Source organism: Phocaeicola sp. RTP21198st1_B8_RTP21198_201120, from assembly GCF_040929485.1.
GTDB classification, from domain to species: Bacteria; Bacteroidota; Bacteroidia; order Bacteroidales; family Bacteroidaceae; genus Phocaeicola; species Phocaeicola dorei.
This window is the reverse complement of record NZ_JBCOCI010000002.1, coordinates 216,520-240,511: the sequence shown is the minus strand read 5'-3', so window position 1 is coordinate 240,511 and position 23,992 is coordinate 216,520. Positions and strand designations below refer to the sequence as shown.

16 protein-coding genes are annotated in these 23,992 nt (G+C 41.7%); 3 read left to right on the top strand and 13 right to left on the bottom strand.

Translation table 11 applies throughout. The features are described 5' to 3' along the window. Positions 1-4: 4 nt before the first annotated feature. From AB5935_RS02375 to AB5935_RS02360, 4 genes are all read right to left on the bottom strand, one after another. Positions 5-1,042 carry a glycoside hydrolase family 18 protein gene (locus AB5935_RS02375; protein ID WP_007834417.1) on the bottom strand — a complete coding sequence of 346 codons (1,038 nt, stop codon included), beginning with the start codon at positions 1,040-1,042 and terminating at the stop codon, positions 5-7. Positions 1,043-1,081: 39 nt separating this feature from the next. Continuing rightward, positions 1,082-2,002: a carbohydrate kinase family protein gene (locus tag AB5935_RS02370; RefSeq protein ID WP_008653984.1), complete on the bottom strand. Its 921-nt coding sequence runs from the start codon at positions 2,000-2,002 to the stop codon at positions 1,082-1,084. 107 nt (positions 2,003-2,109) lie between these two features. Continuing rightward, on the bottom strand, positions 2,110-2,712 hold the full coding sequence (locus tag AB5935_RS02365; protein WP_007834415.1) for an SIS domain-containing protein: 603 nt from the start codon (positions 2,710-2,712) through the stop codon (positions 2,110-2,112). Positions 2,713-2,729: 17 nt separating this feature from the next. Next, a complete protein-coding gene (locus AB5935_RS02360) occupies positions 2,730-3,263 on the bottom strand; it encodes a TIGR00730 family Rossman fold protein (RefSeq protein WP_011965115.1) in 534 nt (177 codons plus the stop codon). Positions 3,264-3,367: 104 nt separating this feature from the next. Between AB5935_RS02360 and AB5935_RS02355 the strand changes: the two genes are divergently transcribed. From AB5935_RS02355 to AB5935_RS02345, 3 genes are all read left to right on the top strand, one after another. Beyond that, the gene (locus AB5935_RS02355; protein WP_007834412.1) at positions 3,368-4,588 is read left to right on the top strand and encodes a M16 family metallopeptidase; all 1,221 of its coding nucleotides are present in this window, start codon (positions 3,368-3,370) and stop codon (positions 4,586-4,588) included. Positions 4,589-4,686: 98 nt separating this feature from the next. Next, complete coding sequence (locus AB5935_RS02350) at positions 4,687-7,143, top strand: glycosyl hydrolase family 95 catalytic domain-containing protein (RefSeq protein WP_038608460.1); 2,457 nt, start codon at positions 4,687-4,689, stop codon at positions 7,141-7,143. Positions 7,144-7,350: 207 nt separating this feature from the next. Next, entirely contained in the window at positions 7,351-11,244 is a 3,894-nt protein-coding gene (locus AB5935_RS02345) for an ATP-binding protein (protein ID WP_368327321.1), read from the top strand. Positions 11,245-11,294: 50 nt separating this feature from the next. Here the strand turns inward: AB5935_RS02345 and AB5935_RS02340 are convergent, their stop codons facing one another. From AB5935_RS02340 to dapB, 9 genes are all read right to left on the bottom strand, one after another. Continuing rightward, the gene (locus AB5935_RS02340) at positions 11,295-12,869 is read right to left on the bottom strand and encodes a sulfatase (protein WP_007847692.1); all 1,575 of its coding nucleotides are present in this window, start codon (positions 12,867-12,869) and stop codon (positions 11,295-11,297) included. A gap of 23 nt (positions 12,870-12,892) precedes the next feature. Beyond that, positions 12,893-14,755, bottom strand: a complete 1,863-nt coding sequence (locus AB5935_RS02335) for a RagB/SusD family nutrient uptake outer membrane protein (protein ID WP_007847695.1) — start codon at positions 14,753-14,755, stop codon at positions 12,893-12,895. Between the two features lie 4 nt (positions 14,756-14,759). After that, positions 14,760-17,981, bottom strand: coding sequence for a SusC/RagA family TonB-linked outer membrane protein (locus AB5935_RS02330; RefSeq protein ID WP_007841771.1), 3,222 nt, complete (start codon positions 17,979-17,981; stop codon positions 14,760-14,762). Positions 17,982-18,196: 215 nt separating this feature from the next. Continuing rightward, a complete protein-coding gene (gene uxuA, locus AB5935_RS02325; protein WP_007834403.1) occupies positions 18,197-19,372 on the bottom strand; it encodes a mannonate dehydratase in 1,176 nt (391 codons plus the stop codon). Positions 19,373-19,411: 39 nt separating this feature from the next. After that, complete coding sequence (locus AB5935_RS02320) at positions 19,412-20,224, bottom strand: SDR family oxidoreductase (RefSeq protein WP_038608454.1); 813 nt, start codon at positions 20,222-20,224, stop codon at positions 19,412-19,414. Between the two features lie 4 nt (positions 20,225-20,228). Next, positions 20,229-20,885, bottom strand: coding sequence for a WbqC family protein (locus AB5935_RS02315; RefSeq protein ID WP_007834402.1), 657 nt, complete (start codon positions 20,883-20,885; stop codon positions 20,229-20,231). Then, positions 20,885-21,748 carry a signal peptidase I gene (gene lepB / locus AB5935_RS02310; RefSeq protein ID WP_008654007.1) on the bottom strand — a complete coding sequence of 288 codons (864 nt, stop codon included), beginning with the start codon at positions 21,746-21,748 and terminating at the stop codon, positions 20,885-20,887. The genes AB5935_RS02315 and lepB (AB5935_RS02310) overlap by 1 nt, the downstream gene beginning before the upstream one ends. A 37-nt stretch (positions 21,749-21,785) precedes the next feature. Beyond that, positions 21,786-23,210, bottom strand: a complete 1,425-nt coding sequence (gene lepB / locus AB5935_RS02305) for a signal peptidase I (RefSeq protein ID WP_007834400.1) — start codon at positions 23,208-23,210, stop codon at positions 21,786-21,788. Between the two features lie 3 nt (positions 23,211-23,213). Then, entirely contained in the window at positions 23,214-23,969 is a 756-nt protein-coding gene (gene dapB / locus AB5935_RS02300; RefSeq protein WP_005849815.1) for a 4-hydroxy-tetrahydrodipicolinate reductase, read from the bottom strand. Positions 23,970-23,992 lie beyond the last annotated feature (23 nt).

Genomic DNA, 23,992 nt, shown 5'->3' with positions numbered 1-23,992 from the left:
AGAGTCAAGGGTTCATTACACCTTGATAGACGGCATGGCGTAATGTACCCTTTTCATCATCGCTATCATAATCCCAGTACATAGCCCCCAGCATCCCTTTCTGATGCAGGAACTGACACTTGAATGCGATGGATTGGGCATTTTCATAATTAACGACCACATGTCCTTGCGAATTTACCATATAAGGAACTTGTGCCGCGCTATCCCAACAACTCTGTAAAGAATCCAAAGCGATAATATGACGATAATCCAATAATTCTGGAGCTTCATTAGTCCCATGCCCATAGAACGGAATACCCAATACCAAGCGTCCGACAGGAAAACCTGCGGCAACATGGGCGGCAACCGCATCCTCGCAAGACCATTCCTCAGCCATTTCCGAACGGTACAAGGCCGAATGGTGATTAGGAGATTCCTCCATATCGTATGTCATGATATTGACATAATCCACATAAGGTTCGACAGCCCTTAAGTTGTAATATTTGGCACCTGCCTGTGTAGCAATGGTCAGCAGTTTGTCTTTACCGATAGCATGGCGTACATCCTTCATCAACAAAGAAAAGTTATCAGTATCCTCCGGCGAAAAAGATACACCGGCAGTTCCTATACCGGGATATTCCCAATCTATATCAATTCCGTCCAAATCAAACTGGTCTATCACCCGTTTACAATCTGCAGCAAACGCCATACGTGTACTATCTGTCTGTGCCATCTCACTAAACCTACTGCTTCCCCATCCGCCTACAGACAGCAAAACTTTCAAAGACGTTTTTTTTTCACGCAGCCCCACCACCATTTGCAAACGTGGTTCATTATCTATACGTATTCCTTTGAAATTATCTGTAACATGCCCAAATGCATAATTAATATGGGTCAAACATGCCGGATCGGGCGTACTTTCTCCCCATGAAGTGACATATGCCAGAACCACATATTTCGACTCATTCTCCGCTACCTTAATCTGCGAAGACCGCTTTTTGTCCTGACAAGCAACCACCAGTAGCAAAAAGAAAAGACCTGCTATTAATTTAAAGGTTCTCATACATAATAAAAGAGTTTAAAACAATGAGAGCTATTCGATTTATTTGTAACCGGCAGCAAACTCTTTTGAAATTGAATTATTCAAACTCATACAAACATCGGCACTGAAATCCTTTCCACAACGAATCACATGGTCCCAGTCATCTTCCGACAGTTCATCCAAATCATCCCGACGGATACGATATTTTAGCAATCCGAAAACTACTCCGGCGTTAAAATTATCTCCGGCTCCCACTGTACTGACAGTCTGCAAAGGATCCGCTTCATAATGCTTTTTTATATTCTTTGTATACAGGCGAATTCCTTTTCCACCGTGCGTGCAAATAAAATGCGGACAATAAAATTCAATCTTACTTTTATAAACCTTATCCGCATCTGTCAAACCAAACATATTCTCAAAATCCTCAACGGAGCCACGAATAATATCAGCATATTCAAAATTCTCAAGAATAACAGGAAGCAGCTTTATCGCCTCGTTCTTGTGAGTACTGCGGAAATTCACGTCATAATAAATGATAGCCCCTTTTTCACGAGCTTTATCCAACAGTTCTTTTACTTTATCACGCAATTGAGGCGTTACAGCATAATAAGAGCCGATCATCACAATGTCATCCCGATGTATTTCAGGCATTGTCACATCCAGCCTCAACCGTGGATAATCTTTATAAAAAAGATATTCAGCATCATTCTGTTCATTCAGAAAAGCTAAAGACACAGGTGACTTTCCTTCAGGAAACACATTCACATGATCTGTGCTTACTCCATTCTCTCGCATAAACTTCAGAATAATATCGCCCACTTTATCATTTCCCGTTTCACTGATAAAAGTTACATTGACTCCCAAACGCCCCAATGAAATAATTCCATTGAAAACCGAGCCACCGGGAACTGCTGCCGTAGGTTGGCTATCTTTAAAAAGAATATCCAGAATGGTTTCACCTATACCTATTACTTTTCTCATTTTTATATTTACAATTTAATATATACATAAAACCGGAACACAAATGACACAAGTCCTTTAATAAAATTCTATTTGTGTTCCTTGCCTTCCGGTTGGTTCTATTTTTTTTACTTACTTAACTCACGTGAACGCTCACCTAAGTATCCTCCATGATGACGTTTACTATACTCTTCGATGGTAAAACCGGTCTTTTTCATGGTTTCCACTACCAAAATATCACCTATCACAGTCATAACCGTAGTTGAAGTTGTGGGGGTCATACCCAGAGCACACACTTCATCAGGATGCCCTGTACACAAGCAAATATCAGATTCTCTAGCCAATGGACTATCCGCATTTCCGGTAATAACAATATATTTCAACTTCGGGTTCAAATTATGTGCAAGTTGTGTCAGTTCCACAATTTCACGGGTTTTTCCTGAATTAGAAATCAGAAGCAGCAAATCATTCTCCTGCAAAATCCCCAAATCCCCATGTTGGGCTTCACTGGGATGTAAAAACACTGCCGGAATACCTGTAGAGCAAAAAGTCGTAGCTATATTCATAGCTATCTGTCCAGCCTTACCCATACCGGTAGTCACCAGCTTTCCTTTTTTACGGTGTATTTGCTCAACAATCAATTCCACTGCTTTCTCATAAGCATCAGTTATAGGAATATTCAAAACAGCCTGAGCCTCTTTCTGCAACAATTCGTGTATAGATGTCATCATAATAGGTTACATGAATATTATTTAAGTAGTTCGGTTAGTTCTCTCAAGTCATTGGCAACAGCAAAATAACTGTTCAACGGATGATGGGCAAAATGCTGCCTCTCCAATCCGGCCAAAAAGTCGATAATGCCATTCCAAAAGCCATTTATATTATAAAAAATTACTTTTTTACGATGATAGTCCAGCGTAGCGGCCGCCATTACATGAAAAACCTCATCCAGTGTACCCACTCCTCCCGGCAAAGCTATCACTACATCCGACTCATTCAACATCACATCTTTACGATCACTCAAATTATCCGTACGGAAAGTCACATCCACCAAATCGCTGGCTCGTCCACGTTCTTCCAATTTGGTCGGAATAACTCCCATTATCATCGAACCGTTGTCTTTGGCTGCCTTGGCAATACATTCCATCAATCCGATATTAGCACCTCCATACACTAACGTCTTCTTGTTTTGTCCCATCCAAACGCCCAACTCACGTGCTTTTTCAAAAAACACAGGCTCTATATTCTCGGATGCGGAACAGAAAATAGCAATTTTATCCATCATCTTGTTTTCTGTTAGTAAATACAAATATCTGCATTTTTTGAAGAACGGCAATAACTTTTGTTGTATTTTTGCCAACCGAAACTTATTTGAAGCAAAAAACAATGTCATACAATACTTTCACCTTGCCTAACGGGCTGCGCATTATTCACGCTCCCAATCAGTCTAATGTAGCCTATTGCGGCTTTGCCGTCGATGCCGGAACCCGTGATGAAAACGAACAAGAACAGGGAATGGCCCATTTCGTGGAACACCTTATCTTTAAAGGAACACAAAAAAGACATGCATGGCACATCCTGAACCGCATGGAAAATGTAGGCGGAGATTTAAATGCATATACAAATAAGGAAGAAACAGTGATATACAGTGCTTTCCTGGTAGAACACTTCTCACGGGCAGCAGAATTGCTGGCAGATATTGTATTTCACAGCACCTTCCCACAACATGAGATTGACAAAGAAGTGGAAGTGATTATTGATGAAATACAAAGTTATGAAGACAGTCCGTCAGAACTGATTTTTGATGATTTTGAGGAATTGATATTTCCCGATCATCCTTTGGGAAGAAATATTTTGGGAAAACCGGACTTATTGCGTAGTTTCAAAAGCAAACATGCCTTGAATTTCACTTCCCGTTTTTACAAAGCTACCAATATGATCTTTTTCATTCAAGGCAATATAGACTTTAAAAAAGTGATACGCACCATAGAGAAAGTGACAGCCGACATCCCTTTTTCCATTACTGAACGCCAACGGACAGAACCTTTTCTCTATATTCCTAAGGCATTGACACTGAATAAAGAAACACATCAAGCCCATGTAATGATAGGCAGCCGGGGATATAATGCATATAATGAAAAACGAACCGGACTTTACCTGCTTAACAATCTGTTGGGCGGACCTGGTATGAACAGCCGGCTAAACGTTTCCTTGCGCGAACGCCGGGGGCTGGTCTATAACGTAGAAGCCAATCTGACCTCATACACAGACACAGGAGTGTTCTGCATCTATTTCGGAACTGATCCGGAAGATGCAGACCGTTGCATCGGACTAGTTCATAAAGAATTGAAAAAACTGCGTGACAGCAAACTAAGTTCCTCACAACTGAATGCTGCAAAAAAACAAATCATCGGACAAATAGGGGTTGCCGGAGACAATTTTGAGAACAATGCATTGGATATGGGAAAAACTTTCTTACACTATGGTAAATTTGAAGGTCCGGAAGAAGTATTCAAACGGATAGAAATGCTGACAGCAGAACATTTGTGGGATATCGCCAATGAAATGTTCGATGAAAATTATCTTTCAACCCTGATATACCTATAAAAACAGGAAATCACCCTAAATTTCAAACATTACATTTCTCACAAATAAAAATCTAATTGTATTTTTGTAGAAATACCTTTAACTAATATCATTAATTTATGAAGAAACTTCAGCTATGCATTTTAGGAAGCCTATTCGCAGCTTCCTTACAGGCACAGAGTACAGATTACACCAAAGGATTGAGCATCTGGTTTGATACCCCTAATAATTTGGACGGACGCGCTTCCTGGTATTCTCCTGCAACAGACAAAGCGTGGGAAAACAACTCGCTCCCCATAGGAAACGGCAGTTTGGGAGGCAATGTTATGGGATCTATAGCGGCAGAACGAATCACTTTAAACGAAAAGACACTATGGCGTGGAGGACCAAACACAGAAAAGGGAGCAGCTTATTATTGGAACGTAAATAAAGAGTCAGCACACCTATTACCCGAAATCCGCCAAGCATTTACAGACGGCAACCAGAAAAAAGCAGAAGAACTTACCTGCAAAAATTTCAACGGACTAGCCGATTATGAGCCAAGCCGTGAAACACCTTTTCGTTTCGGCTCCTTTACTACATTAGGAGAAGCTTACATCGAAACCGGTTTAAGTGAGATCGGTATGACCAATTATAAACGCATCCTGTCTCTTGACTCGGCCATGGCAGTAGTCAGTTTTCGCAAAGATGAAGTGAACTACGAGCGTAAATACTTTGTTTCCTATCCCGACAGCGTGATGGTGCTGAAGTTCACAGCCGACCGTCCCGGTATGCAAAACCTGATATTCAGCTATGGCAGCAACCCTGAAGCCATAGGTGATATCAAAGCAGACGGTCCCAATCGTTTACTCTATACCGGTTGCCTCAAAAACAACCAAATGAAATTTGCTCTCCGCATACAAGCCATAAACAAAGGAGGAAGCCTGAACACGACTGATGGCAAATTCATTGTCCGCAATGCGGATGAGGTCATTTTTCTGCTGACCGCAGATACCGATTATAAACTCAACTTCAATCCAGACTTCAAAGACCCCAAGACGTATGTCGGTCCTGATCCGGAACAAACAACCCTAGCCATGATGGACGCTGCCGCCGCCAAAAGTTACAACGAATTATGCGAACGGCACAAAACGGACTATACCCAACTGTTTGGAAGAGTCCAACTACAACTGAACCCTCGTGCTCCCATGACCTTACAATATCCTGCCGTTACAGACCTCCCCACCTATCAACGTCTAGCACGCTATCGCAAAGGAAATCCGGACTACCGGCTGGAAGAAATCTATTATCAGTTCGGGCGATACTTATTAATTGCCAGTTCACGCCCCGGCAATCTCCCGGCCAACCTGCAAGGAATGTGGGCCAACGGGGTAGATGGCCCATGGCATGTAGATTACCATAATAATATCAACATCCAGATGAACTACTGGCCTGCTTGCTCCACCAATCTGAACGAATGTGTATGGCCTTTGATAGACTTCATCCGTACCTTGGTGAAACCGGGAGAAAAGACAGCCCAAGCCTATTTCGGCGCACGTGGATGGACAGCCTCCATCTCCGGAAACATTTTCGGATTCACCTCCCCTTTGACCGATGAAAATATGTCCTGGAACTTTAACCCGATGGCAGGTCCTTGGCTGGCAACTCACATTTGGGAATACTATGATTACACCCGCGACAAAAAATTCCTGAAAGAAGTAGGCTATGATCTTATCAAGAGCAGTGCCAACTTCGCTGTAGACTATTTATGGCATAAACCGGACGGAACCTATACTGCTGCTCCTTCCACTTCTCCCGAGCATGGACCTGTAGACCAAGGAGCCACTTTTGTACATGCTGTAGTCCGCGAAATATTACTCAATGCTATTGATGCCAGCAAAGCACTGGGTGTCGATTCCAAAGACCGTAAACAATGGCAATATGTATTGAACCATCTTGTACCCTATCAAATAGGACGTTATGGTCAGTTAATGGAATGGTCAACAGACATAGACGACCCCAAAGACGAGCATCGTCACGTCAACCATTTATTCGGACTGCATCCGGGACACACCCTCTCACCAATTATGACTCCCGAATTGACCCATGCCGCCAAAGTTGTTTTAGAACACCGCGGTGACGGAGCTACCGGCTGGAGTATGGGATGGAAACTGAATCAATGGGCACGTCTGCAAGACGGTAACCACGCCTACAAACTATTTGGCAACTTACTAAAAAATGGGACTTTGGACAACTTATGGGATACCCATCCGCCTTTTCAAATTGACGGTAACTTTGGCGGAACTGCCGGTATCACAGAAATGCTGTTGCAAAGTCACATGGGATTCATCCAATTGCTCCCAGCCTTGCCAGACGCATGGAAAGAAGGTTCTGTAAAGGGGCTTTGTGCCAAAGGTAACTTTGAAATTAACATTACCTGGCAGGATGGTAAATTAAAAGAGGCCGTTATTTTGTCCAAAGCCGGTGAACCCTGCAATCTGAGATATGGTAACCGGACTTTTACCTTTAAGACAACTAAAGGAAAGAAATATAAAATAATGGTTGAGAATGAAAAACTGAAAAAAATCCCATTATAAGGACAAAAAACCTGTCAGACAAATCCCCCTCATTCTCCAATCTATTTTGTCATTCTGAACACTATGTTATCTTCTACATCTGTTCAGAATGACAAATTACATATAATATCACAGCTATTCTCGATTATCAATATCCTCTTTACCGCTTTGAATTTCAAAACCTATTTCTTATATTTGTACAAATATTTGTTTTAAGACCTTATCTGAATGAGAAAAACCGTCTATGTAATCCTGGCTCTATGTTGTTTTATCATAAAGACTTATTCCATCAACCGTCCTTATTATCATTTTAAACAACTTTCTATTAAAGAAGGGCTTCCAACCTCTATAACATCCCTATACGATGACAAAAACGGTTCATTATGGGTCGGAACCACTCAGGGAATATATCGTTTCTATGGAGAAAAAATCAAGAAATATAATCTACCGGACTTATTACGTAAAAACAGCCACTACATCAACGATATTTTCGGAGATAATGAAGAGCGGATATGGGCGGTCACCTCACAAGGAATCAGTTATTATGAATATGAGAAAGACTCCCTGCAAATCTTTCTGCGGCATAATAAACCGGTAAAGACTTCCATTATAGCAACAGAAGGAAGCAAACTGTTGATACCTGTAACCGACACATTACTTGTATATGAAAAAGAATTAAAACATTCCAAAGCAATCCCTTTAAAAACAACAGGAATCCGTATTATCAAGATGGAGCCTTTCGATTCCACTCATTACTTGATAATAAACAATGCATGGAAAATAAAGTTATTAAATAAACATACAGGAGAAATAACCGATTCTCCATTCGGTGAATCATCCAATGCATACGATCTATATAAGGATTCTTCCGGACATTACTGGGTTTCCTTCTATGGGCAAGGAGTAAAATGTTATAATCAGGACGGACAACTGCTGACCTCCTATAATACCCGTAATTCAAACTTGAGCAACGATATCGTTCTTGATATAACAGAATGGAATAAAACCATTTGGCTGGCAACAGACGGAGGCGGAGTGAATATCATCTATCCGGACACTCGTGATATTCAAATCTTATCAAACAAGGAAAACCGACAATTCCCAGCCAATTCAGTAACATGCCTATGCCATAGCAACAACCACATGTGGATAGGTATGGTCCGGGAAGGAGTATTAGGAGCAGAAAAAGGCTTTATCACCACCTATACCAAAGCTGCACAAAACCCAGCCTCAGGTTTATCCGACAAATGCCCCTTATGTTTATGGGAAGACAAAGACGGACGAATCTGGATTGGTACAGATGGAGGCGGCATCAACTGCTTTGACCCGCAAACGGAACATTTTACCCACTATCCGCAAACATTGGGAGAAAAGATAGTATCTATTTGTCCTTTATCCGAAACCGAACTGCTAGCGTCCAGTTTCTCAAAAGGAATTTTTCGTTTCAATAAAAAGACTGGAAGCTACCAACGTTTCTCTCTTCCGGACAAAGATGCAGAAACAAAGCTGGCAAGCTCCAGTGCACCCACCAATATACGAGTTAATGATCAAAACGAAATCGAACTATATGGCAATGCTTTTTATCGATATATACCCGGTAGTCAACAATTGATTCCCATTTTTCCCAGTAATCAACAATTGCAATATTCCTGGGTCTATATGGGAAAATACCGTACTTATCCTTTTTTTCACGACCGAAGCAACGTATTCCAGTACAATAAAGAAAAGAATGAATACGAAACCATAGCTTATGAGAAGAACAACCAAATATTAGCTGCAAGCATTGACACTTTAGGGACTCTATGGATAGCAGGACCTAACGGAATTACCCGAATTTACCTGCCCTCAAACCGTAAAGAGCCCTTAAAGTTACCCGATGGAAACGACGTAATCACTTCTTTAGTCATCGATCATGAAGGAATCGTATGGATGGGATCATTAGGGATCATATACGCTTATAATCCACAAAAAAATCATTTTGTAATCTACAATGAAATGGATGGAGTATTACCTAATGATTTCTTGGCCAAACCTGTATTGGTGGCTAGTGACGGCAATATATACATGGGTGGTTCTGAAGGATTGGTACGAATAAACAAAGCCCTAAAATCTGCCTCCATTCCTCCGCCCATCACTCTTGAATTACAGGAAGTATCTTTAAACGGTACTATAGTCCCCTTCAATTCCCAATCAACGATGGAAATTCCTTACAATTTCTCCTCTCTACAAATACATACACAACTAGAAGGAGAAAATGTTTTTCACAAGCGTATATATCGGTTCCGCATAAAAGGGTTAAATAAAGAATACACGGAAACATCCCGTCCTCATCTTATTTTGCACACCATCTCTCCGGGTAATTACAGCATAACTGTTCAATGTACCCAAAACGATGGGAATTGGAGTTCTGAATTCACGTTACTGAAATTTACCGTTCTTCCTCCGTGGTGGCAGCAGTCTTGGTTCATCCTAATATGTGCAGTCATCATTATTCTTTCCATTATCTATGTCATACGAGCCCACGACCAACATCTGAAACGAAAATACAAGGAACAAGAACGTACCATCTATAAGGAAAAGGTAAAAGCGTTAATCAATATCAACCATGAACTACGCACTCCTTTAACCTTAATCTATACACCGCTGAAACAACTCACAAACAGCAAGCAAATCCCATACGAACTCCGTAGCAAGCTATATGGTGCATTCAAACAGGCACGCCAAATGAAAAATATCATTGACATGATTCTGAACATGCGCAAAATGGAGGTGGAGAAGAATATCCTGCGCATGTCTCCCGCGCCTTTTAATGAATGGCTGCAAAGTATCCTGAATGATTTCAAGGATGAACTTTCATTACGTAACATTTCGTTGATATTTGCTCCCGATACTGCTATAGATAGTATGTATTTCGACCATAGCCAATGCGAAATCATTATAAATAACCTCTTGACAAATGCCTATAAATTCAGCGAAGAAAACTCTACCGTTACAGTTTCCACTTATCTGGAAGGCAACGGGAACCGCATCCGGATAACTGTAAAGGACGAAGGAACAGGACTTCAAAAAGAGGACATCGCCAACTTATTCACCCGTTTCTATCAAGGCAAACATAGCCTGCAAGGTTCAGGAATCGGCTTGTCATATGCCAAACAACTGGTCGAAATGCATGGAGGCATTATCGGAGCACAAAATAATGAAACCAAAGGAGCGACCTTCTTTTTCACCTTACCGTATAGACAGGAAGCCGCCGACATTCAATCCACACCTCAAACCTATTTGAATGACGCATTACATCTATCAGCCGACATAGATCGCAAACAACCTCAACAAGACAGCATAGAGAAATTCCATTCTATTTTAATAGTGGAAGATGATCGTGACTTATGTAATTACCTGATTTGTAATCTACAAGTTCTGTTTGAAGAAGTATATGAAGCCCATGATGGTATGGAAGCACTCCCTATCCTCACGTCACGACGTCCCCAAATTGTATTAAGTGACATAAAAATGCCTCGCATGAACGGCTTCGAACTATGTCGCTATATTAAACAAAAGCCTGATTTAAACTACATGCCCGTAATCTTACTTACCTCCTGCGTTGATGACACCAGTATGGAAGAAGGATACAAAATGGGCGCAGAAGCCTATATTACCAAACCGTTCGATATGGATTTGCTGTTTATTCAGATACAGAATATCATGCATAATCACAACTTCATGAAAAATCACTATGCCACCATAGATATCCCTATACAAAAACAGGAGAACCTGAATTATATCAATGAACAGCTAATGATCCAATTCAACCGCATTATCAATGAAAATATCAGCAATGTAAATATGGACGTTAATTTCATAGCACAACAAATGGGAATGAGCCGTGCATCACTCTACAATAAGACTAAAGGGATGATGGATATGGGCATCAGCGAATACATCATTAAATGCCGTCTGGAATATGCACGTAAATTATTAGACACGACCACATTATCCATTGGCGAAGTGGCAGAACAGACAGGATTCAAACACTCACGTAATTTCAGTACTGTATTTAAGAATATAGTGGGAATGAGTCCGTCTGATTATAGGAAAAAAGATTCCCGACCTTCTTGCAAATAGAAGAATCGGGAATACTCCATACTATGTTAAATTTAGGTTAGATTAGGTTGTCAGTCTTTGTATATATTCCGGATAGGATCATCATACTGCACTTGAAGACGCAACAATTCGTCTTTCAGTTCTTTTGTTAATTTTTCCGTTCCGGGTTGTCCGTAGATATTATGCATTTCCATACGATCTTCCTGTAAATCATATAGTTCCCAACAGTCTATGTCATTATAAAAATGCATCAATTTATAACGATCTGTACGTACACCATAATGACGGCGGACAGCATGTTCAGCCGGGTATTCATAAAAATGATAATACAATGACTTACGCCAATCGGAAACTTTCTCTCCTTTCAGTAAAGGCAGGAAAGAAACTCCGTGCATATCCGATGGCACCTTCACTCCTGCAAGGTCCAATATAGTAGGGCCATAATCAATATTCTGTACCATTTCATCAATATCACCTTTCTTTCCACCCGGCAAACGGACCATCAGAGGAGTACGGAAAGATTCTTCATACATAAAACGTTTGTCAAACCAACCATGTTCCCCCATATAGAAGCCCTGATCGGAAGTATAGACAATCATCGTATTCCCCATCAATCCATTTTCTTCCAGATATTTCAAGACACGCCCCACATTACGGTCTACAGAATGAATAACTCGCATATAATCATGCATATATTGCTGATATTTCCATTCCGCCAAGGCTTTACCCGTCAGTTTATCCTTTTTGAATCTGGCAATGATAGGATCATAGTGCTTATCCCAAGCAGCCTTCTGTTCCGGGTTCAGAGCATTATACATATTTCTGCCCGCTTCTTCCAGTCCTGTCGTGGTATGGATCTCATTCTCCTTATCCGCCATTTTCAGGTCATACACCAAATCCATATCCTTTATAATACTCATTTCCTGCTTGGATGCAGGAATTCTACCTTCATATTTATCATAGAAGTTTTCGGGCATCGGATAAATCACATCATCATACAAGTCAAGATCACAAAGATCGGGCATCCAGGTACGATGAGGAGCCTTATGATGAATAAAAAGACAGAATGGTTTACTCTTGTCCCGGATACTGTCCATCCAATTTATTGCTAAATCTGTCACAATATTGGTAGCATAACCTTCCCGTTGTACCCGTTCACCATTTTTAATAAATTTCGGATTATAATAATCTCCTTGTCCTATCAAGATGTCCCAATAATCGAATCCTGTAGGTTCAGATACCAGATGCCATTTACCGATCATAGCAGTCTGATAGCCATTAGCCTGAAGCAATTTCGGAAAAGTCTGCTGACTACCGTCAAATGTGATGGTATTATCCGTAAATCCATTGGCATGACTATGTTTACCGGTCAGCATGCAGGCACGGCTGGGACCACTCAGAGAGTTTGCTACAAAGCTGTTTGTGAAACGGACACCCTCACTGGCTATCCGGTCAATATTGGGCGTCTGCATATAACGTTGGTCATAGGCACTGATCGTCTGATAAGAATGGTCGTCACACATGATATAGACTACATTCATCGTTTTTTTTACCTCTTCAGATTTCTTTTCTTTGCAGGAAGACAGCGATGACAACACCACTGCTCCCGTCAAAGAATATAATAACACAGGTGTTACTCTACTCATATCTTTTTTTATTAACATAATTCCTACCATCCAGGATTTTGTTCCCACATACCACCGGTCAAATCTCCTAACATACGTGTCTGAATGGGTAACAGATAGTCACGGTTGACATTAAATTTCCAACCCGATTCATATCCTGCGGGATTCGTAGGTATAATATAGCGCAACGGATCCCCGGACTTGCCTGTCAGGAAAAGATTATTTCCCGAAGCTTGATCATAAATTAACTTATCACCATATACAGGATGGTTCTCAAGATTACTTCCCACAAAGAGCGCACCTTTCGGCCATTTGCCCACTATTAATTCGTCCGCAGCAGCCCAGCGCATGATATCTTCCTGACGGCGTCCTTCACAGGCTTTTTCAACCCGGCGTTCACGACGTACAGCCTGAATATACTTATCAAGATTGCGGAAACCATAATCAGCTTCCTGATTATACTCCCTGTCAAAATCCACCGGAGGCATACCTACACGGTCACGTAAAGGTTGCAAGGCATCAATAATTTTCTGCGCATTCCCCACACCATCCAGTTCAGCCAGAGCTTCTGCATAATTCAGCAGGATATCTGCATAACGGAACTGAATAGCCGGTGTGGCTCCCTTGAACTCGGCATCCAGACTGCCCGTATAATCAATTTGCACATGTTTTAATAAAGAATAACCAGTCATATTCTGATTATAGGATGAAGTACCAATCAATGGCGGTACAACATAATAAGGAGCCTTGTCATCCGGACGTAATTGCTGCCCCGGCATACAAACAGTCTGTGACAAACGCGGATCACGCAAAGTCGGCTGCAATTCATTCCCGAACACCTTTTTCGCTTCAATCCGCTCATCACCAACAAACGGTTTACCATCAATTGTCAGATAATCATCCACTAATGAAGCCGTAACACCTACACTCCCTCCTCCTTGATTTAAGTAACGGTTTACATTATTACCAATCTGATCTCCATCATACTGTTTATACCAAAGTACTTCCGGATTACCCGATAAATCTGTAGTCTGAAACATCTGACGATAATCATCCAATTTGTTACCAGTATTATAAATGGCCCATACGCCACGATCCATCACTTCTTTTGCAGCTGCAACAGCCTGATTAAAATAATCGCGAATTTTTTCATCGGTCACCGTAGAATCAAAAAACTTATCATTTTTCGCTTTATGGTATTTTTCCCAAGTTCCTTCAAACAAGGCCACTTCACTTTTCAAAGCACGCGCCACATCTTTATGAATCCGCATGGTAGCACTATTGTTCTGAGTATTGAGATACATCACCGCTTTATCCAGATCAGCCAAAATACTGTCGGCAATAATCGTGCGGTTAGCACGAGGCAATTTCATTTCTTCCATATTAGGATCAAGCGGAGTGTTCACCCACGTCAGGCGCCCATAGCTGATAAACATCTGATAATAATACCATGCGCGGAAATAATAAGCCTCACCCACATACTGATTATAATCAGCAGATCCTTTTTCCACACAATTATCTAAATTACACAGCATAAAATTTAAATTACGGATAGCTGTATAATTTTGCAGTTTGACCGCACTACTCAATGTCGTTTCACCTGCCAAACGGGTACTGACCGAACTGGAAGCCATATTATCACTATGTGTATCTGCCCCGGCAATATATTGTCCACCACCGGCATCAAAACCTTGCGCACGCATTCCATCACCAAAGCTGACATAGTCATATTTATAATTACCTGTCTGATAGAATTGATCCAGATAATTTCTCATTTCCCCCGTACTTGCAAAAGGAATCGTCGTAGACAATACCCCTTCAGGCATCTTATCCAAATCATAGCAACCGGTAAGACCTAACATCAAAACCAGACCCAAAAATATATTTCTTTTCTTCATAATATTCATCAAATTATAAGTTAACAACTAGACCAAAAGATATCACCTTGTTCATAGGATAGTTCTTTCCACCTTCAGCCGTGTAATCATTCTTGGTAAAGATAGCTTCCGGGTCAAACATTCCTTTCAAAGTGGTAAAAGTCAACAAATTCTCACCAGAGAAAAACACCTGCACTTTCTGTAAACCTACCTTTTTTGTCCATACGGCAGGGATATCATAACTCACTGTCAGATTTTTCAGACGACAATAAGCACCACTCTGGAGATAACGGTCACTAAGCGTCATTGTCTTATTACGGAAAGGAACCACTCCTCCTGCTGTATGAATATAAGGTTTTGGATAATAAGCCCCTGTATTTGTCTCACTCCAATAATCCAAATGCTCTTTAAACACCGTCACCTGCGCATAAGGTCCGCTTCCCCAAAAATAAGCTCCCGTACCAGGATCCCAGTCCCGCTTAGCGACCCCTTGGAACATAGCGCTTACGGTTACACCTTTCCAGCTAATTGAACCGTTAATGGTATATTGATAACGAGGAGTGGTATTACCGATTACTGTCATATCACCCATATCATCCAAGGTATTAAGCCCATTATTGATTTTCTTATCCCCATTCAGGTCACGATATTTTACATCTCCCGGCGTCCAAGGTTTACCGCTTATAAAAGACAAATCATAGGTATTATTATACTCATCCGCCTCTGCCTGAGTCTGGATCAGTCCGTCCGCCCGATATCCCCAAATTTCACCAGCTTTCTTTCCTTTATACCAATTATCTTTAGGATTTGTTCTAGTCCCTTCATATTCAGTTACTTCAGCAGTAGCATCCGAAAGAGAACCGCCTATGCTATAGTCAATATCCTTTCCAATTTTTCCACGATAACTCAGCACCAATTCCCAACCACGGTTACGCATACGGGCATTATTGGTTTTAGGAGCGTCTGCACCAAAGAAATCCGGGAAATCCACCGTAGGTCCTAACATATCCTTCGTATCACGTTGAAAAACATCAAAAGAACCGGTCAACGAATTACCAAAGAAACCGAAATCCAAACCTATATTCTTACTCTCCACTTTTTCCCAAGTCGTATTCGGGTTGACTACGGCAGGGGCCTTAGTAAAGATGTGGCGTCCATCAGAGAATATATAATTTCCCAATTTATCATTCAAATCCATAGTAGCGGCAAAAGTATAAAGGGCCGCACCCGCCTGATTACCCAGTAATCCGTAAGAAGCACGAAGTTTCAAGTTGGAAACTACATCGGCTATTGGCATCATAAACTGTTCCCGGGTAATATTCCATCCTAAAGATGCAGATGGAAAGAAGCCCCAACGATTACCTTTGGCAAAACGTGACGATCCATCATATCGTCCATTCAATTCAAGAAGATAACGTCCGTCATAATCATAATTCACACGTCCGAAAAAGCCACGGGTTGCCCAGCCATTACGAGTATCGACTACCGTCTTATCACCGGTTCCCATACCTACATTAGGATTTGAAGTTGAATAAAGTCCGGTAATCGAGTTCTTCATATAACTATAGTCATTATTTTCTTCCTGATAACCTGCCATTACGGTAAAATTATGCTTGTCTCCCAAAGTAAAGAGATAATTCGAATATAAATTTATAGATTGGTAGCGAGTATGCGCATAATAACGGGTAAACTTGCCATCGGGTGATACACCCAACTCATCACGCACACCTTTTGAAGTACTCACCCCGTCAGCCCCATAAATTAACGGGCTCACGTTCAATGCCTCATATTCCAAATCCATCAATTTATATGTATAATCAAAAAAGATAAACCAGTTTTTCACAGGTTGGATATCTAAACCTGCCGTTAAACTAAAACGGTCACGTTGAGTATTTGTATACGTACCACTCTGCAAATAAGGAATCATAGTCAGTTCTGTAAAATGCCCATTCGGATCAATAGGAGCAACTGTAGGACGGAAACGTGCTAATGAATGATAAAAGCCTTCACTAAGCCCTCCGTCACCAAAAGGAGTATCCTCATCGGAATGCATAAACTTCGTATTTACTTTTACCTTCATCCAATCGGTAATCTGAGAAGAAATATTAGCGGCAAAATTATAACGGCTGAAATCCATATCGGCATAACGGAGAATACCATCTTCCGAATAATAACCACCAGAAATATAATATTGTGCTTTTTTGCCACCCCCACTCAAGCTAAGATTATGATTTTGCTTGAATGCCCAATCCTTATAATGCAAATCGAAATAATTAGTATTTCCTACTCCTAATTCTGAATTTTCGAATGCCGGGTTCATATTAGAATTTTTAGGAAGCTCGAACCAAGGATCCACACTACTGGGATCTTTAATATATTGCTGTAATAACCCCATTTTTTCCTCACTATACAAACGAGGAGAACCTGCATTAATACATCCGGCATTCCAATACTGAGCAAATTCATAGGAATCAACCATATCAGGCAATACAGTCGGCGTACTCCAACCTACGTTTCCTTGGTAATTTACACGCATTTTACCTTCCTCACCTTTCTTGGTAGTGACCAAAATGACACCATACGCCGCACGTGCACCATAAATGGCACAAGCAGCAGCATCTTTCAATACAGAAATACTTTCAATATCATTCGGATTCACGTCCGAGAGACTCATTTCCACTCCATCAACCAAAATATAAGGATTCGCATTATTATCCAGATTGCCTTGTCCGCGCAAAGTCAATGTACCACTAGCTCCCGGACGGCCCGTATTTGAGTTGCTCACCAACAACCCCGGAACCATCCCTTGCAAACTCTGTGTGGCATCAGCTACCGGACGACGTTCCAATGCATCTCCTTTCACTGAAGACACAGATCCGGTAAGATTCACTTTTTTCTGTACGCCATAACCTATTACAACAACTTCATCCAACGTTTCGGTATCCTCAGCCAATACAACACTGAAACTAGTCCTCCCATTAATAGGAAGAGTTTGTGTAGCATAACCAATGTAAGACACAACTAAACTTCCTTTGGAAGGAACATTAGAAAGCATAAAGTTACCATCCAAATCGGTTATTGTACCGTTTGAGGTTCCTTCAATTAAAACACTGGCCCCAATTACAGGCTCCTGACTGTTTTTGTCAATTACCTTACCACTGATAGATAAGGATTGGGCCAACACCTCCGATGAGAACAAAAACAGGATAGCTGTCACCAATCCAAGGATTGAAAGCAGTTTTGTTTTTTTATTCATAATAAAAGAATTTAAGGGTTAATTAGATTAAATCTGTTGCAAATATAAACCTCCTCCCCTTGCCTGCACCTCTTTATTTGTCTAATTAATCTCTATATTTGTCTAGAATAGTCCTCATTATCTACCTCTTAGACAAAAAGAAGACCTGAATACTTCCGGATATACCTCATCACCGGAAGACATTCAGGCCTTCTTTCTATATGTTAAAAAAAAGATTATTTTGTTTCCATACTCATCGCTATTCCTTTTTCTAAGCCACGAAGCTCGGCAAGGCCACGCATACGTCCCAAACAAGAATAACCCGGATTTGTTTTCTTGTTCAAATCATCTATCATCTGATGGCCATGATCCGGACGCATAGGAATAGATATTCCACGACGTTGCTGCACTTTCAACAAGTTCTTAACTACATGATACATGTCCACATCACCCTCTAGATGATTTGCCTCATAAAAGTTCCCTTCAGCATCACGTTGGGTACTGCGCAAATGAACAAAATTGATACGGTCTCCCCAACGTTCCATGATACCCGGCAAATCATTCTGTGCAGATACGCCAAATGAACCACAGCACAGACAAAGTCCGTTTGACGGATTAGGTACAGCTTCCACCAACAGCTTGAAATCCGCTTCCGTACTCATAATGCGCGGCAAGCCCAGAATAGACATAGGCGGATCATCCGGATGAATAACCAGCTTTACTCCCATTTCATCGGCTACCGGACAAATTTCTTTCAAGAAGAAAATCAAATTATTGCGGAGCTTGTCCGCATCAATATCCTTGTAACGGTCCAGTTCTTTTTGGAATTGCTCCAATGTAAAACTTTCCTCCGAACCGGGCAATCCTGCAATCATATTTCGTGTCAGACGATGAATTTCTTCCTCATCCATTTGTGCCAGACGCGCTTTTGCCTTTTCTATCTCTTCGGCCGAGTATTCCTTTTCGGCTCCCGGACGTTTCAAGATGAACAGATCGAACGCTACAAAAGCAGCCCGCTCAAAACGCAATGCCTTGGAACCATCGGGCAACGTATATGCCAGGTCCGTACGGGTCCAATCCAGTACAGGCATGAAGTTATAAGTCACAATATAGATACCACATGCTGCCAGATTGCGCAAACTCTGTTTATAGTTCTCGATATATCTCAGATAGTCTCCTGTCTGTGTCTTAACATGTTCGTGTACGGGCACGGACTCTACGACACTCCAAGTTAATCCTGCTTCTTCAATCAATTTCTTGCGCTTCATTATTTCCTCTACTGTCCATACTTCACCGTTGGGAATATGATGTAAGGCATTGACAATACCGGTTGCTCCGGCTTGTTTGATATCCCACAATGATACGGGATCATTCGGTCCGTACCAGCGCCATGTTTGCTCACATAAAATCATATCAAATAAAAAAATTGAGAATTAAAAACTAAAGACTTGTTACATGGCAAATGCATTGAAACCACCATCTACTACGGCTACTGTACCGGTTACAAAACTGCTGGCATCGCTGATGAGATACTGGATGGTTCCACACAGTTCCTCTGCTTTACCGAAACGTTTGAACGGAGTCTGGCGAATCACATCATTACCACGCTGAGTATATGTACCATCTTCGTTTGTCAACAAAGTACGGTTCTGTTCGGTCAGGAAGAATCCCGGAGCAATGGCATTCACGCGGATGCCTTCACCAAATTTCGTAGCCACTTCATTGGCCATGAACGCAGTGAAATTAGAGATTCCCGCTTTTGCAGCCGCATAACCACATACACGAGTCATCGGACGGAATGCCGCCATAGAAGAGAAATTCACAATAGCCCCTTTCTTCTGCTCCACCATCGGCTTCAAAAATACCTGTGTAGGCAGAACTGTTCCGGTAAGATTCAGATTAAGCACTTTTTGAAACTCATCGACCTTCAAATCAAAGAAATTTCCTGTAGGAGCAATCGTAGCACCCGGCATATTACCTCCTGCTGCATTCAGCAATGCATCTACACGACCATATGCTGCGAGAATATCCTTCAGATTCTGCTCCAATATAGCCTCATCCAACACATTGGTTACAAGAAACATGGCTTCCCCGCCTTTGGCCTTGATTTCGTTTACAATGGCATTTCCTATTTCTGCCTTACGGCCTAATATAACAACCTTGGCACCTTCTTCTGCCAAATGGGCGGCAATAGCCTTTCCCAAAACCCCTGTTCCACCGGTGATTACCACCACCTGGTCTTTTACACTAAACAAATTATTCATGATATTATTCTTTATGGTTTATACCTTTAACACTATCTCGCAAAACAATCAGGCTCTCCGGCCCCATATTAAACAAAAGATCGGCGATACTCAAATTCGGCAGAAAACCGTATTTGGCATCAAAAACTTGATAGTAAGGTTTAGGGCAAAAGTCAGCATCCGCTTCACGCCAGTCACGCTTCGGATGAATAATCTCACGAAAATCAACCTCGCCCGGAACAAATTCCATGCAATATTCCGTTGTTCCTTCCATACGGGGATGAATATCGATCAAATCGCATACTAAAGAACAAATTTCCTGATTATAATCCCACAAGAAGGCATATTTCTTTTCATAAAAGACGTGGAAATCATCAGCATAGTACTCAAAGAAAGGACTATTTCTATATGCAGCCACCAAAGCATTCCAATGTATATGACGCCAATTGCCATGATCCGAAATGCGGACATCCTTCATCAGGCATTTAGGTGTACCGCTTTTTTCTGTAGGGATAGTCAGCGCCAGCGGACCATCGGCTGCCGCAATGACACAACGGTTGCGATAAGTCTGTTTCACATAATTGTCATACTGTTCCACATAGGCCTTCTCACAGGCGAACAGTTTTGTATAATATTCCACCGGGGCCAGATAGGCCGAACTTAAATATATCGTATTCTCCATTATTGCACTCGTTGAAAAATGCGCCCTTTTCTGGATGAAAACCAAATGCGCCAAGCTTTACCGATCAAATGGTCATCGGGCACCAAACCAAATAAACGTGAATCACACAAATTCACCGGATTATTGGATGCCATCCAGTAATAATTTTTATTAAATGTATAGGCTTCTACAGGTTTTCCCCCTACATACAGGGTATCTCCCCTGACAGAAGCCACTCTTCCTTCATGGCGAACAATAGTATTACACAACAAGGTCACATTCCAAGGATATACCTTGACAGGTTTCCCTTTTTCCGGGATCACAAAGGGATGGCTCTTGCTTATATCTTTATGATAGAGAGGAATCAAATCCACTTTTCCTGCCAGTTTTTGTTTTAACAGGTAATATTCATAATGACTGAAGGTACGTATGTACTTCCCCTCGGCATATCCCACTAACCTGTTTCCCTGAATGTTCACTTGCTGCATGGCAGCCTGCATCGTTTCTTCTTCCGTATGAGAATAGACATACAAAGATTTACTATCCGGGCTCAACACTTGTTCGTCAGTCACCCACAGTTCATCATTCAACATCAACGTATCTCCGGGTATTCCTACCACACGGCTTATAAACACCTCCCGGTTGCCCACCGACGTTTGAGGAAACCGTGGATTAGGGTTGTTGAACAACACAATATCCCCCTTCCCGGCAGTTTTTCCCAACCATCGCCAGATAGAAAAAGGCACACGAAACCCATAACTCCACTTATTCACCAGAACCCTTTCCCCTTGATAAAGGCTATTCTCCATACCGGTAGAGGGAATGGTGCAGGAGGTGAAAGCAAATGTCTTTACCAACAGTACCAGAATGACAGCAGTAAGCATTGCTTTTATCCATACAGGAATACAGGGTATGCGCAACTTATTTAATATTATCTACAAAGGTAAACAATCGGTTCCAACGTATTTTTCCATCTAGCCAGCCACGGTCATTATCCAATGACAACCAGATAAAGATGGGTTTTCCCACCACATGATCTTCGGGAACAAATCCCCAAAAACGGGAGTCAGCCGAATTATGACGGTTATCTCCCATCATCCAGTAATAATCCATCTTGAAAGTATACTCATCGGTTTCCTTGCCGTTAATATAAATCTTTCCATCTTTCACTGCCAGTTCATTACCCTCGTAAGCATGAATAGGGCGCTCATAAACAGGAAGATTCTCTAGCGTGAGTTTCACCGTCTCTCCCTTTTTGGGAATCCATACAGGTCCGTAGTTATCCGTAGTCCAGTTCTTATACATATTCAGCGGGTATAAGCCTCCCGCATCATCAGCCGGTGTATTCTCAATACTGACAACAATATCCTTACGCGCCAACAAACCTGCTTTCGCTTTTTCTGTCAGAGGCATATTATAAACAGAAGCATCCGTATAATACATCATCATATCCTCCTTGCTGATACCCAGTTCATGAGCCAGGTCATCGGGAATAGGACGCTTGGTTTTCACCAGATAACGATACTGCACATTATCAGGCTCTTTATTAGCTTTACCATCCAAATAAATAATACGATCCTTTATCTCCAACGTTTGTCCGGGCAAACCCACACATCGCTTCACATAGTTCTCACGGCGGTCTACCGGACGGCTTATTATCTCACCGAAATTCTGTGGATTCTCTTTCAGATACTCCCGTCCCAACTGATAATAATAATCATAGACCACCCGTTGCTGCTCCGGAGTCATGGAAGCCAAATCCACCGGTTTTGCCAGCTCCTTGCCTGCTCCATAACTCAGACGATAAACATCATCATTAGGCACACCAGTGGCAACTGTATCTCCGGCCGGAAAGTTAAAGACAACGATATCATTCAACTGTACGTCCCCCAAACCTTTCACCCGTTTATAATCCCATTGTGGATGCTCAAGGTATGATTTACAATTAAAAAACGGCAATGTGTGTTGCGCCAACGGCATGTGCAGCGGAGTCTGGGGCACACGGGGCCCATAACTCATTTTGCTCACAAACAGATAATCACCCGTCAGCAATGATTTTTCCAGCGAGGAAGAAGGAATCACATAGTTCTGGAAGAAATAGAGGTTGACAAAGTATACTGCCACCAGTGCGAATACAATAGCATCCACCCATCCCATGACGGTCACTACATGACGGTTCTTGGACTTTCTCCACCAAGTCCATGGAATCTTCTTTGTGATATACGCATCGAAGATAAACGGTACAACCACCAATCCCAGCCAGCTTCTCAACCAAACAAGAAATATCAGGTAAAGCGCCAGAACAACGGCAAACTTAATCCACTGTGTACGTGTTGCTTTTATCATATCTTAAAACTGAAATAAATCACTCATTCCTAATAATCCTTCATGCCTGGATGTATATTCCGCCGCCAAAACAGCTCCCAAGGCAAACCCCTTCCGATTCTTGGCATCATGGGTAATTGAGATGCTATCCGCCTCAGAGTCATAGCGGATAGTATGAATACCAAACACCTCCCCTTCACGGATGGAATTTACAGGAAACTCATTCTCGGCACATTCCGATGTTCCCGACACGGTTCCATCCGGTGCCACCATGGTCCCTTTCACCCATTTACTCTTGCGGTTCATATTTTCCAGAATCCCTTCGGCCAGCGTGATGGCTGTTCCGCTGGGCGCATCCAGTTTATGAATATGATGAGTTTCGGTCATAGAAACCTCGTAAGCGGGAAAGTTATTCATTATTTTTGCCAAGTATTTATTTACAGCAGAGAAAATAGCGACCCCCAGACTGAAGTTAGACGACCAGAACAAGGTCTTTCCACCTTTCGTGCATAATTCTTTCACCTCATCACCATGTTTGTCCATCCATCCGGTACTGCCCGATACCAATTTGACACCGGCAGCAAAAGTTTTCATATAGTTGTCATATGCCACCATCGGGTTAGTAAACTCAATAGCCACATCTGCTGATTTAAATGCTTCCGAATTAAAATCATCTTGATTATCAACATCTATAATACTCACAATTTCATGTCCGCGGGCAACTGCAACCTTTTCAATCTCCTTGCCCATCTTTCCATATCCTATTAATGCTATTTTCATAATTACGAATGTTATTTCAGCCA

Excerpts from the sequence above, each read along its gene's own strand:
- AB5935_RS02365 (WP_007834415.1), bottom strand. The coding sequence starts at position 2,712 with ATGATGACATCTATACACGAATTGTTGCAGAAAGAGGCTCAGGCTGTT.
- AB5935_RS02375 (WP_007834417.1), bottom strand. The coding sequence starts at position 1,042 with ATGAGAACCTTTAAATTAATAGCAGGTCTTTTCTTTTTGCTACTGGTG.
- AB5935_RS02320 (WP_038608454.1), bottom strand. The coding sequence starts at position 20,224 with ATGAATAATTTGTTTAGTGTAAAAGACCAGGTGGTGGTAATCACCGGT.
- AB5935_RS02345 (WP_368327321.1), top strand. The coding sequence starts at position 7,351 with ATGAGAAAAACCGTCTATGTAATCCTGGCTCTATGTTGTTTTATCATA.
- dapB (WP_005849815.1), bottom strand. The coding sequence starts at position 23,969 with ATGAAAATAGCATTAATAGGATATGGAAAGATGGGCAAGGAGATTGAA.
- AB5935_RS02335 (WP_007847695.1), bottom strand. The coding sequence starts at position 14,755 with ATGAATATTATGAAGAAAAGAAATATATTTTTGGGTCTGGTTTTGATG.
- lepB (WP_007834400.1), bottom strand. The coding sequence starts at position 23,210 with ATGATAAAAGCAACACGTACACAGTGGATTAAGTTTGCCGTTGTTCTG.
- lepB (WP_008654007.1), bottom strand. The coding sequence starts at position 21,748 with ATGCTTACTGCTGTCATTCTGGTACTGTTGGTAAAGACATTTGCTTTC.
- AB5935_RS02330 (WP_007841771.1), bottom strand. The coding sequence starts at position 17,981 with ATGAATAAAAAAACAAAACTGCTTTCAATCCTTGGATTGGTGACAGCT.
- uxuA (WP_007834403.1), bottom strand. The coding sequence starts at position 19,372 with ATGATTTTATGTGAGCAAACATGGCGCTGGTACGGACCGAATGATCCC.
- AB5935_RS02350 (WP_038608460.1), top strand. The coding sequence starts at position 4,687 with ATGAAGAAACTTCAGCTATGCATTTTAGGAAGCCTATTCGCAGCTTCC.
- AB5935_RS02340 (WP_007847692.1), bottom strand. The coding sequence starts at position 12,869 with ATGAGTAGAGTAACACCTGTGTTATTATATTCTTTGACGGGAGCAGTG.
- AB5935_RS02360 (WP_011965115.1), bottom strand. The coding sequence starts at position 3,263 with ATGGATAAAATTGCTATTTTCTGTTCCGCATCCGAGAATATAGAGCCT.
- AB5935_RS02370 (WP_008653984.1), bottom strand. The coding sequence starts at position 2,002 with ATGAGAAAAGTAATAGGTATAGGTGAAACCATTCTGGATATTCTTTTT.
- AB5935_RS02315 (WP_007834402.1), bottom strand. The coding sequence starts at position 20,885 with ATGGAGAATACGATATATTTAAGTTCGGCCTATCTGGCCCCGGTGGAA.
- AB5935_RS02355 (WP_007834412.1), top strand. The coding sequence starts at position 3,368 with ATGTCATACAATACTTTCACCTTGCCTAACGGGCTGCGCATTATTCAC.